The sequence below is a fragment of the Halomonas sp. AOP27-A1-41 genome (assembly GCF_052378605.1).
Lineage (GTDB): Bacteria > Pseudomonadota > Gammaproteobacteria > Pseudomonadales > Halomonadaceae > Vreelandella > Vreelandella citrativorans.
Map to the genome: position 1 here is coordinate 60,919 of NZ_JBQSXT010000002.1, position 13,327 is coordinate 74,245.

General features: G+C 54.5%; 12 protein-coding genes. 5 read left to right on the plus strand and 7 right to left on the minus strand.

Features of this window, described 5'->3' with window-relative positions:
* Together fghA and ACT3TC_RS02430 are read right to left on the minus strand one after the other, a co-directional pair.
* Positions 1-855, minus strand: coding sequence for an S-formylglutathione hydrolase (gene fghA / locus ACT3TC_RS02425; RefSeq protein ID WP_444638987.1), 855 nt, complete (start codon positions 853-855; stop codon positions 1-3).
* A 90-nt stretch (positions 856-945) separates the two neighbouring features.
* Positions 946-2,055: an S-(hydroxymethyl)glutathione dehydrogenase/class III alcohol dehydrogenase gene (locus ACT3TC_RS02430; protein ID WP_193054474.1), complete on the minus strand. Its 1,110-nt coding sequence runs from the start codon at positions 2,053-2,055 to the stop codon at positions 946-948.
* 160 nt (positions 2,056-2,215) lie between these two features.
* Here ACT3TC_RS02430 and ACT3TC_RS02435 point away from each other — a divergent pair, with 160 nt between their 5' ends.
* Positions 2,216-3,112 carry a LysR family transcriptional regulator gene (locus ACT3TC_RS02435; protein ID WP_444638988.1) on the plus strand — a complete coding sequence of 299 codons (897 nt, stop codon included), beginning with the start codon at positions 2,216-2,218 and terminating at the stop codon, positions 3,110-3,112.
* Between the two features lie 175 nt (positions 3,113-3,287).
* Positions 3,288-4,859: an AbgT family transporter gene (locus ACT3TC_RS02440; protein ID WP_192527424.1), complete on the plus strand. Its 1,572-nt coding sequence runs from the start codon at positions 3,288-3,290 to the stop codon at positions 4,857-4,859.
* Positions 4,860-4,984: 125 nt separating this feature from the next.
* Here the strand turns inward: ACT3TC_RS02440 and rpoD are convergent, their stop codons facing one another.
* The 3 genes from rpoD to rpsU form a co-directional block, all read right to left on the minus strand.
* The gene (gene rpoD, locus ACT3TC_RS02445; RefSeq protein ID WP_444638989.1) at positions 4,985-6,841 is read right to left on the minus strand and encodes an RNA polymerase sigma factor RpoD; all 1,857 of its coding nucleotides are present in this window, start codon (positions 6,839-6,841) and stop codon (positions 4,985-4,987) included.
* Between the two features lie 225 nt (positions 6,842-7,066).
* Positions 7,067-8,935, minus strand: coding sequence for a DNA primase (dnaG, locus tag ACT3TC_RS02450; RefSeq protein WP_444638990.1), 1,869 nt, complete (start codon positions 8,933-8,935; stop codon positions 7,067-7,069).
* Between the two features lie 175 nt (positions 8,936-9,110).
* The gene (rpsU, locus tag ACT3TC_RS02455) at positions 9,111-9,326 is read right to left on the minus strand and encodes a 30S ribosomal protein S21 (RefSeq protein ID WP_008956349.1); all 216 of its coding nucleotides are present in this window, start codon (positions 9,324-9,326) and stop codon (positions 9,111-9,113) included.
* Positions 9,327-9,561: 235 nt separating this feature from the next.
* On the opposite strand from rpsU, the gene tsaD reads away from it, so the two are divergent.
* Entirely contained in the window at positions 9,562-10,611 is a 1,050-nt protein-coding gene (gene tsaD, locus ACT3TC_RS02460) for a tRNA (adenosine(37)-N6)-threonylcarbamoyltransferase complex transferase subunit TsaD (RefSeq protein WP_444638992.1), read from the plus strand.
* Here tsaD and plsY read toward each other — a convergent pair whose 3' ends face one another.
* Complete coding sequence (gene plsY / locus ACT3TC_RS02465) at positions 10,612-11,184, minus strand: glycerol-3-phosphate 1-O-acyltransferase PlsY (protein WP_444638993.1); 573 nt, start codon at positions 11,182-11,184, stop codon at positions 10,612-10,614.
* A gap of 78 nt (positions 11,185-11,262) precedes the next feature.
* On the opposite strand from plsY, the gene folB reads away from it, so the two are divergent.
* Entirely contained in the window at positions 11,263-11,634 is a 372-nt protein-coding gene (gene folB, locus ACT3TC_RS02470; protein WP_192527421.1) for a dihydroneopterin aldolase, read from the plus strand.
* Positions 11,635-11,638: 4 nt separating this feature from the next.
* On the plus strand, positions 11,639-12,184 hold the full coding sequence (folK, locus tag ACT3TC_RS02475; protein WP_444638994.1) for a 2-amino-4-hydroxy-6-hydroxymethyldihydropteridine diphosphokinase: 546 nt from the start codon (positions 11,639-11,641) through the stop codon (positions 12,182-12,184).
* A 19-nt stretch (positions 12,185-12,203) separates the two neighbouring features.
* Here folK and ACT3TC_RS02480 read toward each other — a convergent pair whose 3' ends face one another.
* Positions 12,204-13,325 carry a polynucleotide adenylyltransferase gene (locus ACT3TC_RS02480; protein WP_444638995.1) on the minus strand — a complete coding sequence of 374 codons (1,122 nt, stop codon included), beginning with the start codon at positions 13,323-13,325 and terminating at the stop codon, positions 12,204-12,206.
* Positions 13,326-13,327 lie beyond the last annotated feature (2 nt).

The following is a 13,327-nucleotide window of genomic DNA, read 5'->3' on the forward strand; positions in this document are numbered from 1 at the left end:
TTAAGATTTCATAAGATGTTCCGCATGATAACGTAGATGCTCCTCAATGAACGAGGCAATAAAGAAGTAACTATGGTCGTAACCTGGCTGACGACGCAGTGTAAGCGGGTGATCATGCGCGTCACATACGGCTTCAAGCTGCTCGGGCTTGAGCTGCTCTTCTAAAAACTGGTCCGCCTCGCCCTGGTCAATAAACAGCCGTTGACGCGAGGCGCCATTAGCGACCAATTCACAAGCATCGTATTGACGCCAGGTGGACGGATCCTCACCCAAATAGCTGGTAAACGCCTTTTGACCCCAAGGGCAGTTCATCGGGTTCACAATCGGCGAGAATGCTGACACCGAGCTAAAACGACCTGGATGACGCAACGCTAAAATTAATGCCCCGTGGCCACCCATCGAGTGACCGCTAATCGACTCACGCCCGTTTACCGGGAAGTGCTGGCGTACAACGGAAGGCAACTCTTCAACGATATAGTCGTACATTCGATAGTGTGGCTTCCACGGCGCTTGGGTAGCGTTGACATAAAAACCTGCCCCCGAGCCAAGGTCATAACTATCGTGCTCACCCGGTAAGTCTGTGCCACGTGGGCTGGTATCCGGGCAAACGATAGCAATCCCAAGCTCTGCCGCTATCCGCTGGGCGCCCGCTTTCTGCATGAAGTTTTCATCGTTGCAGGTAAGCCCGGATAACCACCATAAAAGCGGTACACGCTCGCTTTCGGCTTGTGGCGGTAAGTACACCGCAAATTCCATATCGCAATCCAGCGCCCGAGAGTAATGGCGGTAGCGTTTGTGCCAGCCACCAAAACTGCGATTGGCAGACACCAGTTCCAGGGTTTCACTCATGCTCATGGGGCAGGCTCCTTGCGAAAAGAGAAGCGCGGCAGTGCTGCCTGCCGCGCTTTATCAGTAAATTAACAATACAGACCTGTTAATAACGACCTAGTAATGCAGAACGGTGCGGATGCTCTTGCCCGCATGCAGCAGTTCAAACGCTTCGTTGATTTTCTCAAACGGCATATCGTGAGTAATGAAATCATCAATATTAATTTCACCGTTCATGTAACGCTCAACGTAGCCTGGCAGTTCACTGCGGCCTTTCACACCACCAAACGCGGAGCCTTTCCAAACGCGCCCGGTCACCAGTTGGAACGGACGTGTGGAAATCTCCTCCCCCGCACCGGCGACGCCAATCACGATCGATTCGCCCCAGCCTTTGTGGCAGCACTCAAGCGCTGAGCGCATCACATTGACGTTACCGATACACTCAAACGAATAGTCCACGCCACCATCGGTCAAATCAACAATAACCTGCTGAATGGAGTCGCTGTAATCCTTGGGGTTTACAAAGTCAGTCGCGCCAAACTGCTTGGCCAGCTCAAACTTATCCGCATTAACATCAATGGCGATAATTCGACCCGCTTTCGCCATGACCGCGCCCTGGATTACCGCCAGACCAATCGCACCCAAACCAAAGACTGCGACGGTAGCGCCTGGCTCTACTTTTGCAGTGTTGAGTACCGCGCCAATACCGGTAGTCACGCCACAACCCAGCAAGCAGATTTTATCCATCGGGGCTTCTTTGGAAACCGCCGCTAACGAGACTTCAGGAAGTACGGTGTATTCGCTGAACGTGGACGTTCCCATGTAGTGGTGCAGCATCTTGCCATCCAGCGAGAAGCGCGAGGTGCCGTCGGGCATTACGCCTTTCCCTTGGGTGGCACGCACGCTGCCGCACAGGTTGGTTTTACCTGACAGACAGAATTTGCACTTGCCGCACTCAGCGGTATATAGCGGAATAACATGGTCGCCAGGCTTGAGGCTGGTCACCCCTTCACCTACTTCCTGAACGACACCGGCGCCTTCATGACCCAGCACTGAAGGGAAGAGTCCTTCCGGGTCAGCCCCCGACAACGTATAAGCATCGGTATGACAAACGCTAGTAGCCGCCATTTTTACCAACACTTCGCCCGCTTTCGGACCTTCCACATCAATTTCAACCAGCTCAAGCGGTTTACCCGCCTCTAACGCAACGGCAGCACGTGATTTCATAGTGTCACTCCTTAAGACAGTGGCGCAGTAAGTCGCCTGAACAGATAACGTATTGCTCCAATAGCGACAGTGTAAGGTAGCTAGAGGTACTAGAAAAAGCGGGATATACTCATAATATTATTGCCACTGAGCAACAATCACCTACAACGGATGAGCCTCCATGCAGCGCTGGGATCGTGTCGAAGCCTTTATTGAAGTGGTCAGACTGGGCACATTTTCTGCGGCCGCAAACCATCTAAAAGTATCAACCTCGCATATTAGCCGCTTGGTGAGCCAACTTGAAAACCAGCTCGGCATTCAGCTTCTATACCGGACAACGCGTCAAATACGCTTAACGGATGCAGGCGCTCTGTATATGGAGCATTGTCAGCATCTGTTTGATGGATTGAAAGATGCCGAACAGGCGCTGAGCGAACTGCAGGCCAAGCCTCGAGGCCTGCTTAAGCTGACCTCAGCCACTACCTTTGGCGAGCGTTATATCGCACCACTGGTTAATGAATTTCAATGCCTACATCCTGATCTTGAAGTGTACATGCATTTTACCAACCGGCCCGTTGAACTCATTGAGGAAGGCTTTGATATCGCCATTCGCATGGGCGTATTAAAGGATTCAAGCCTGATCGCCAGGCGCCTGTGCGACCGACGTGAATACGTTGTCGGCTCCCAGGATTACTTTCGCCAGACACCGCCTCCTCACACGTTGGCGGAACTTGGCCAACATCGTTGTTTGGTAGGTTCACGGCCTAATTGGCTGTTTGATACCAACGGCCAACGCCGCGAAGTACGCGTAGAAAGCTGCTGGACAGGTAACTCCGGGCCCGCCCTGCTGGATGCCGCGCTTAAGGGCTTGGGCCTTGCCCAACTGCCCGACTATTACGTGGCACCTCACCTTGCAAGTGGCGAACTCATCGCCGTACTGGAGCCCTTTCAGCATCATGATACGGCTGTCTGGGCGGTTTACCCCCGCCACCGCCACTTGTCCCCCAAGATTCGTCAATTGGTCGATTATCTGGTGGCTAATATGTCGCGAGTACTGCCGAACACGCCATCACTTTAACGCCAGGGCCGACCTTTCGCTTGCCATAGCCCCTCCTGCGCTTGCGGCATTTCATTTTTTAAATCCCGCTATACGTAAAGCCGTTTGCGCCCTTATACACTTCAACGTAGTGTCATCTTTTAGCCTCAATGGGCCTTTTTTTGCTACAAACCTCCACTCTAACGATATAAAACTTATGACACCCCCTAAAAACCATGAAAAAAATCTAAAGCGTGGCGCATTTACCCGCTTTCTCGATAGCGTTGAGTGGCTTGGCAACTTGCTCCCTCATCCGGTCACGCTATTTGCCATTTTATGTGTCCTTGTGGTGATAGCCAGCGGTATTGCCGGTGCTTTAGGCGTGTCGGTTGCCGACCCACGTCCCGCTAACGAGGGCGAATGGATTGCGGTTAATTCCCTCCTTAATGCCGAAGGCTTACGCCGACTGGTCACCGAGATGGTGACAAACTTCACAGGCTTTGCGCCTTTAGGCACTGTACTGGTTGCCATGCTGGGCGTTGGCGTAGCCGAACACTCAGGGCTACTTTCTGCCAGCATGAGAGCGTTGGTGCTTAACCGCTCACCCCGCATCGTTACCTATGCCATTGTGTTTGCGGGCATAATGTCCAACATGGCGGCCGAGCTTGGTTACGTTGTACTTATTCCTCTGGCCGCCATGATCTTCCATTCACTTGGGCGCCACCCTTTGGCGGGTCTCGCTGCGGCTTTCTGTGGTGTTTCCGGCGGCTACAGCGCCAACCTGCTCATTGGAACCGTCGACCCGTTACTTTCTGGTATTACCCAAGAGGCCGCTCGCCTACTGGACCCGGCTTATGTGGTAGGCGCTGAAGCAAACTGGTTCTTCATGTTTGTCAGCACCTTCTTTGTGACCTTGATCGGCGGCCTGGTTACCGAACGTATCGTGGAACCGAAGCTTGGCAAATACGATGCCGCTGATGCCGATAGCGACATTGGTCAGCAGTCCATGCAAGGGCTTTCCGCTGAGGAGAAGCGGGCGCTAAAAGGCACGGGGTTAGCCACGCTGGTGCTTATTGGCTTAATTGCCATGACCGTGGTACCTGAAAATGGCATCTTGCGTAATCCAGAAACAGGGCTAATCAGCGGCTCGCCCTTCTTGAGCGGCATTGTGGTCATTGTAGCGGTCTCCTTCTCGCTACTGGGCTTCATCTATGGGCGCCTGGCAGGCACGATGCACAATGATCGTGATGTGGTAAATGCCATGGCCAAAAGCATGAGCAGCCTTGGGCTGTATATTGTGCTGGTCTTCTTTGCCGCTCAGTTTGTGGCGCTGTTTAACTGGAGCAATTTTGGTACCGTGACGGCCGTGGCGGGCGCTGATCTGCTGGAGTCTCTTGGGTTACGTGGCCCGGGTCTGTTTGCGCTGTTTATTTTACTGTGTGCGTTCGTCAACCTGTCGCTGGGTAGCGCATCGGCGCAATGGGCGGTGACCGCTCCGATTTTCGTTCCCATGCTGATGCTGATGGGCTACGCGCCAGAGGTGATTCAGGCGGCCTACCGGATCGGTGACTCTGTCACCAACCTGATCACTCCGATGATGAGCTATTTTGGGCTGATACTGGCGGTTGCTACCCGTTATCGCAACGATATGGGCATAGGCACACTGGTCGCCTTAATGTTGCCCTATACGCTATTCATGTTGATCGGCTGGAGTTTACTGTTCTTTGTGTGGGTGTTTTTGCTGGGTCTGCCTGTTGGTCCTGGCTCTGCCACTCACTACACGCTATAACAAAGGCTCAACGGCATCAGGATTCGTGGAGTGCTTGACACTAGATAGCAAAAAGCCCGCCGTTTAAAAAACGGCGGGCTTTTTTTACGCTAGACACTAGCGCCTAAGCACTAACCTGGACTGGCTTACTCGTCCAGGAACGAGCGTAGCGGCTCAGAGCGGCTAGGGTGGCGAAGCTTGCGCAGCGCCTTGGCCTCAATCTGACGAATCCGTTCACGGGTTACGTCAAACTGCTTGCCCACTTCTTCAAGCGTGTGGTCAGTATTCATATCAATACCGAACCGCATGCGCAGTACCTTGGCTTCACGTGCGGTGAGGCCGCCCAATACGTTACGCGTCGCTTCAATCAAGCCTTCGCCGGTGGCCATATCGATAGGCAGCAGCATGGTGCCGTCCTCGATAAAGTCGCCCAGATGCGAGTCATCATCATCACCAATCGGCGTCTCCATGGAGATAGGCTCTTTGGCAATTTTGAGCACCTTACGTACTTTGTCTTCCGGCATTTCAAGACGTTCGCCGAGCTCTTCCGGGGTCGGTTCGCGGCCCATTTCCTGCAGCATCTGGCGCGACACGCGGTTAAGCTTGTTGATCGTCTCGATCATGTGAACCGGAATACGGATCGTCCGTGCCTGGTCGGCAATTGAGCGGGTAATCGCCTGACGAATCCACCAGGTAGCATAAGTAGAGAACTTATAACCCCGACGGTATTCGAACTTATCCACTGCCTTCATCAAGCCGATGTTGCCTTCCTGAATCAAATCAAGGAATTGCAGACCACGGTTGGTGTACTTCTTGGCAATCGAGATAACCAGACGCAGGTTGGCCTCAACCATCTCTTTCTTGGCGCGGCGTGCTTTTGCCTCACCAATTGACAGCTTGCGGTTCACCTCTTTCAAATCCGCCACGGTGAGCTGCACCATGTCTTCTTCGAAAGCAATTTTACGCTGCGAACGGGCGATATCAGAACGTAACGGCTCAAGACGGTCAGCGTATTTGGGCTGCGCTTCCTGGAACGCATCCAACCACTTGGGGTTAGATTCGCTACCCGGGAACGATTTGATAAACGTCTTGCGCGGCACCTTGGCTTTTTTAACACAAAGCTGCATGACCGCTTTTTCCTGAGCACGCACTTGCTCAACACTAATACGTACCTGGCCTACCAAGCGTTCAAAGTGTTTTGGCACCAGTTTGATCGGCGAGAACAACTCGGCAAGACGAGCCTGTTCGGCTTTCAGCTCGGCGCTGCCGCGACCATGCTTGGTCAGCGCCGTTGCAGCTAACGCGTTTTGCTCACGAATTTGCTCAAAACGCGCCCGCGCCTCTTCAGGGTCCGGACCGCCTTCGCTGGCGTTGGAATCTTCGTCATCCTCCTCGCCATCGCTGTCGCCGTCTTCGTCGTCGCTTAAGTCGGTGGCTACCTCAGGTTCAGGCACATCCGCTTCGGCAACGCCGGGGATACCTTCATCGGGGTCGATAAACCCTGAGAAAAGATCCGACAGACGGCCAGGCGCTTCTTCATCCTGAGTAGCGTCGTAAGCATCCAGAATGGAGGCGACAGCCCCTGGCAAGTAGGCCAGTGCCGACATGACTTCACGTGTACCCTCTTCGATCCGCTTGGCAATTTCGATTTCGCCTTCACGGGTCAAGAGTTCTACTGTGCCCATTTCACGCATGTACATGCGGACTGGGTCTGTGGTGCGACCCACGTCGCTTTCCACGGCAGCGAGTGCCGCAACGGCCTCTTCCGCAGCGGACTCGTCCGTGGAGTGATCCGACATCATCAAAGTGTCTTCATCAGGCGCTTCTTCAGCGACACGGATACCCATGTCGTTGATCATGCCAATGATGTCTTCCACTTGATCCGGGTCGGCGATATCCTCGGGTAGATGGTCGTTGACCTCGGCATATGTCAGGTAACCCTGCTCTTTGCCGCGCGCGATCAACTCCTTCAGACGTGACTGCTGCTGCGCATTTCCAGCCATAGAAACCCTATCTCGACGAAGAAGAATGAAACACCTGGAGCGCTGAATCGATTAAACTCAACAAGCCGAACAGTATAGCGTAAATAGCTGTATTTTTTCCAGCGAAACGTATTTGCGCGGTCATTCAGGTGTGTTAGGTTGTTCGGTTAGGCCAGCACTTGGCTACTAACCCCTTTATGTGGTGCTGAAGTCAATAAATTCAACCCACAGATGTGGCGTTTAAACTTATAACCGCTTATTTGCTTCCAACATCTGCATAAACTTTTGCCTCTCTTGAACAGTTAATTTCTCACCAGACTCCTGCTTTTTTACTAACGCAGAGAACTGCTCCATCAGTGCATCAAGCTCGTTTTGAGGGTCATGCTGCTCTTTTATGGCTTTGAGGTAATTAACATTATCTTTAAGCTCTGTTTCGCGATGCTCTTTTGGAAGCAATATTTCTTTTTTCGCAATTTCACTTAATAGCTGTCCTTCATGAGTGCCTTGAAAGTGCGCAAGAATCACTTGTGGACTGCGATAGCGCCCAGCGCGTAGCAATGCAATTAAGGCACGGCATAGCGATGTTTCTTCACTCTCTGGCAACCAGCACAGAGATTCAGGCAATGCCACTATCAAACGCGGCTCATGTAGTAAAAGCTGCACTATACGGCTAACAGCCGACAGAACTTGAGACACCTCCCCCTGACGACCCGATCGATTGACCAAGCTGTCATTTTCCAGCCCAGGTGACTCACCGTGAAACTGCTCGCTAGCAGGCTCCCAATACGCCTGCCCCCTGGGTGCCGCTGTGCGCTTATCCAACAGCGCTTGCAACTGCTGTTGCGCCAAGCCACTGCGCTTGGCAAGCGCTTCAAGCAGTAACGATTTGAGCATGCCATCAGGTACTTTGTTCAACGCTTCAAGCACCTGGCTTGCAAATCGCTCGCGCCCCTCCACCGTGTTTAAATCACGGCCCTGAGCCGCCTGCTCAAACAAAAACTCCGACAGCGGCATCGCGCAGGTAACACGATCCTTAAACGCTTCGGCGCCTTCACGACGCACCAGCGTATCCGGGTCATCACCTTCTGCCAGAAATAGAAAACGCGCCTCACGGCCGTCAATCATCAACGGCAGCGCGGTTTCCAGTGCTCGACTGGCGGCCTGGCGGCCAGCGCGGTCGCCATCAAAGCAGAACACCACTCGGCTGACCAAACGAAACAGACGGCTTAGGTGATCTTCGGTCGTCGCGGTTCCCAGCGTAGCCACCGCGTTATGGATGCCGTACTGCGCAAGCGCCACAACGTCCATATAACCTTCTACCATCACCAGCTGCTCAAGCTTGCTGGATGCCTGGCGCGCTTCATAAAGCCCATAAAGCTCGCGCCCTTTATGAAACACTGGGGTTTCTGGTGAGTTGAGGTATTTGGGCTGCTCGTCGCCCATCACTCGCCCACCAAATGCAATCGTCCGCCCTCGTAGATCGCGGATCGGAAACATCACCCGATCCCGAAAACGATCGTAAGTACGCCCCGTATCTTCACGATGGATCAACAGGCCATACTCAATCTGGACAGGTTCTGATATCTCCCGCTCACCAAGGTGCTGCTTGAGCGCTTCCCAGCCGCCAGGCGCGTAGCCTATGCCGTAGGCATTGATCACCTCAGCAGAAAGCCCCCGGTTTTCCAGATATTGCTGGGCGCCTTGCCCTTCGCGCATTTTAAGGCGCTCGCGATAAAAGCTTGCCGCAAGCTCGAGCAGGTTAACGCCCTCTTTGCGCTTTTTTTCACGCTGATGTGCACGCGGGTCGTCAGCGCCTTCGCGCGGCACGTCAAGACCCAGTCGCCCGGCCAACTGCTCCACCGCTTCAGGAAACGGCAATTTGTCGTATTCCATCAAGAAGCGTAGTGCATTCCCATGCACGCCACAGCCAAAGCAGTGATAAAACTGTTTATCAGCACTTACCGTAAACGAAGGCGTTTTTTCCTGATGAAAAGGGCAAAGACCCGAGTAGTTCCGGCCAGCCTTTTTAAGCTGCACACGCTCACCAACCACTTCCACCACGTCAACGCGGCTAAGCAAATCGTCAATAAAACGCTGGGGAATCTGGCCTGCCATTTACAACGGCACCCTCGCGCATGTGCGCTAAACGCTTGCTTAACGTCATCTGGCGGACTGCCCAATCACCTTAAACAGCGTAGAAAACTGAAAAAACAAACGGCCACCTAGTGGCGGCCGCTTGGCATCCCTCTTGAGACAACCAGCTAACCGCTCTGGCTCTCTCGGGTACGGATCAATAGAGCCGTTCGAAACGCTTTTGCTCACGCTGAACTTTCTTGGCGTGGCGTTTTACGGCAGCTGCCGCTTTGCGTTTACGCTCAGCAGTCGGCTTCTCATAGTGCTCGCGACGGCGTACTTCAGAAAGAACACCAGCTTTTTCGCAAGAACGCTTGAAGCGACGCAGGGCGACGTCAAACGGCTCGTTATCACGTACTTTTACAGAAGGCATTAAGCACTCACCTACCTTAAGGAGTCTTGAGTTCGAAAGTACGTACACCATCATCGCATTATTGCGAGGAACATAGCGTACGACCCAGTTTTTACAGCGCACGATAGTTTAGTCGTGGTTGGCAATGATTGCAAACTGCACCCCTGACATTGTGTAATCAATGCCACCTTTATGGGCGTTAGACATGTTAAAATTTTGCCTTATGCAATCTGTTAGCCCTCTGTAGAGACTTCCTATGCGTGTGCTTGGCATCGAAACTTCCTGCGACGAAACCGGCGTTGCTCTTTATGACACCTCCCGTTCAGGGGGCGATGGCCTGCTGGCCGATGCGCTGTATAGCCAAATTGCCATGCACGCCGAGTATGGCGGCGTGGTACCCGAGCTTGCCTCACGGGACCACACGCGCAAGCTGCTCCCTTTGATTGAGCAAGTGTTAAGTGATGCCAAGCTGACAAGAGACGATTTAGAGGGTATTGCCTATACCGCAGGCCCGGGGTTGGTAGGCGCGCTCATGGTGGGTGCCAGTACGGCCCACGGTATGGCCCGTGCACTAGGCATTCCGGTATTGGGCGTGCACCACATGGAAGGTCATCTACTCGCTCCCATGCTGGAAGACGATGCGCCAGCGTTTCCTTTTGTGGCCCTACTGGTATCTGGCGGCCATACCCAGTTGGTGGAAGTCCAAGGACTTGGAAGCTATCAGCTATTGGGTGAATCTGTTGATGATGCGGCCGGTGAAGCGTTTGATAAAGCCGCCAAAATGCTCGGCCTTGCTTATCCCGGCGGCCCGTTGGTGGCCAAGCTTGCCGAACAGGGCGACCCCAAACGGTTTCGTTTTCCACGTCCGATGACTGACCGGCCGGGGCTTAACTTCAGTTTCTCAGGGTTAAAAACGCATACATTAACGGCCATACGTCAGTTGGAAGCGGCTGGCGAGCTTGACGAGCAGGCGCGCGCTGATGTGGCCCGCGCCTTTGAAGAAGCCGTGGTCGATACACTGGTCATCAAATGCCGCCGGGCGCTGGACCAAACGGGGTTAAAACGGCTGGTGGTGGCTGGCGGGGTGAGCGCCAATCACCGGTTGCGTGAGCGCTTGGCACTTGAGTGTCAAAAACGTCAGGCAAAGGCCTACTATCCTCGCGGCCGGTTCTGCACGGATAACGGCGCCATGATTGCGTACGTGGGCGCGCAGCGCCTGGCCGCTGGTGAACAGGACAAGGATGGCGTTATGCAGGCTACGCCGCGCTGGCCGCTTGATCAGTTGATGCCTCCCAACGCCGAATAATTAGCGACGCCCCAGGCGCGGCTCATCGCCGCGTCTTAATCTGCGAATATTAAGCCCATGACGCAGCAGCACCAGTAGGCTCAAGCCGCCCACTACGCCCACATAAGCAGGCGCCAGCCAGATACAGGCAAGCGGCGCCACCAGCGCGCTTAATAAGGAAGCCATTGCCGCGGTTTTTAAGCGCCACGCCAGCAAGGTCCACACCCCCACACTCACCAGCGCAACACCCGGGGTCAGCACCAGCAGCACGCCCAACGCGCTGGCGACGGCCTTTCCGCCACGAAAGCCATACCATACCGGGTAGCTATGCCCCAGCAATACCGCCAGCCCAATCAGCCCCTGCCAACTGACCGGTAACGCCATTAATTTACTGGCAAGCACTACGGGTACGCCTTTTAACGCATCCAGCAAAAGCGTGGCGCCCGCCAGGCGCGGCCCATAAAGGCGTAACACGTTAGAAAAACCGGGATTACCGGAGCCACAGCGACGAGGATCGCCCACTCCCGCTATCCGGCAAACACTAATCGCTGCCAGCCAACTGCCGCTTAAATAGCCGAACACTAACCACGCCATGGCGCCTTTTCCATCCTACTGTCGTTTCGTTTCATCCTAACGTACAATCGCCCGCTTGTTGTCGCCGAGGAAGAGCTTGTGGACCGCATTTTGATCGAAGCACTCAAGGTAGACACCGTGATTGGTGTTTACGATTGGGAGCGCACCATTCAACAGTCGCTTAGCCTGGACTTAACCCTGGCGACCGATATTCGCCCGGCTGCCGCTACTGACGATTTAAGCTTAACGCTAGACTATGCGGCTATCTGCCAGCGTATCCAACGATTCGCTGACACGCATCAATTCGCGCTGGTGGAGACCTTCGCGGAACGTCTGGCTGACTGCCTGCGCAGCGAGTTTTCCATTACCTGGTTACGCTTGCGGGTGCGTAAACCCGGCGCGGTGCCGCAAGCGGCGAGCGTAGGCCTTGAAATTACACGTGGCGAGCTACCGGAGGCCACAAGGACATAATCTCATGAGCCTGGTTACCGTCAGTTTAGGCAGTAATATTGATCCTGTGCGTCATATCCGCCTGTGTCTCGATGCACTTTTCGATACCTTCGGGCCTTTAAACGTCTCGCGCGTTTTTGAAAGCGAGCCGGTTGGTTTTAGCGATACCCGTAATTTTTACAACCTGGTAGTGGCCTTCGAAAGTAACTGGTCGCCGAGTGAATTACAGGCATGGGCCAAGGCTTTGGAAATTAATCATGGCCGTAAGCAGGGCTTGGACAAATACAACCCTAAAGCGCTGGATATCGACCTGCTAACGGTGGGCAACCTGCAGGGCGTCGTTGAAGGTGTTGCACTGCCCCGCGCCGAGATGACCGAAAGCGCATTCGTGTTACAGCCCTTGGCGGAGCTGCTACCTAACGAACGGCACCCGGCTTGCAACACGCCTTACGCCACACTTTGGAATAATTTTTCGCTGGGGAATCAGCGGCTTTGGGCGGTAGATTTTACCTGGGGTAGCGCCTGGATATCGCACGCGGAGCCTGCGCTCTGTACGTCCCAGGCTCGCTAAACCTCTTCTGCTTGGCTAATCATTCGCTTAACGCATCACTGACCGCTTGCTGGCGCTGTTCACGTAGCGCTTGGCCTAATTCAGCCCCCTTGAATCCTTGAGCGATGAGCCCCTGCGGGCTAACGCTACGTGCCGCCAGCCAAGCAGCCTGTAGCGGCTGGGCATAATTTTTTTCAATAACACCGACTAACGTGAGCTGTGTGGCGACCTGGTCAGGCTTACGAAAACCATCCAGGCGTTCCAGCCAATGCAGCACCGCTATCGCCTCTAAAGGCTCTTTTAGCAGCGACAGGGTCAACGCGACATAGCGCGCCAACTGCGCTACGGCATTGGGTAAACGTAGCGTTGACGCCAATGCCTCGCGACCCGCGTCGTCCAGCACACTCACCAGTAATGCATAGCGCCAATGCGCCAGCGGCGTTGAGCTATCGTCAGGCACGTACTGCAGTGCGGCCAAGCCGTCCTGCAGTTTTCCTTCTAAGAACGGCCACCATATTGCCAGCGCTTCACACTGCGCCAACGTTGTGAAGTAAGCTTCGGGGCTGGGTTCACCCAAGGCTTTTTCGGTTTCGACCCATACTCGTTCAGCGGCTAAATGCTCAAGCTCACCACTGCGGCTAACCTCGGTCATCAGTGCCAGGGTTTCAGAGGCGATAGAGAACCCCAGCGACGCATAGCGGGCTAAAAAACGTGCCGTACGCAGCACCCGCAGCGGGTCTTCACCAAACGCAGAAGAAATATGCCGCAGCACGCGTTGTTCGATATCCTTCTGGCCATCAAAGGGGTCAATCAGCGGCCCATCGACCCGTTGTGCAATGGCATTCACGGTCAGGTCGCGACGCAGCAGGTCCTCTTCCAGCGTTACTTCGGGGCTGGCATGCACTTCAAACCCGGAATATCCGTGCCCGGCTTTTCGCTCCGTACGCGCCAGCGCATACTCCTCCGCTGTATCAGGGTGCAAAAACACCGGAAAATCTCGCCCCACGGGCTTAAAGCCGCGCTGGCGCATAGCCTCTGGGGTAGCGCCCACCACCACCCAGTCGTTGTCATACACTGGCCAGCCCAGCAGCGCATCGCGAACAGCGCCTCCCACGCGGTATACGTCCAGCCCGGCAATGCGCGGATCATTTGAGTGCGCCATTA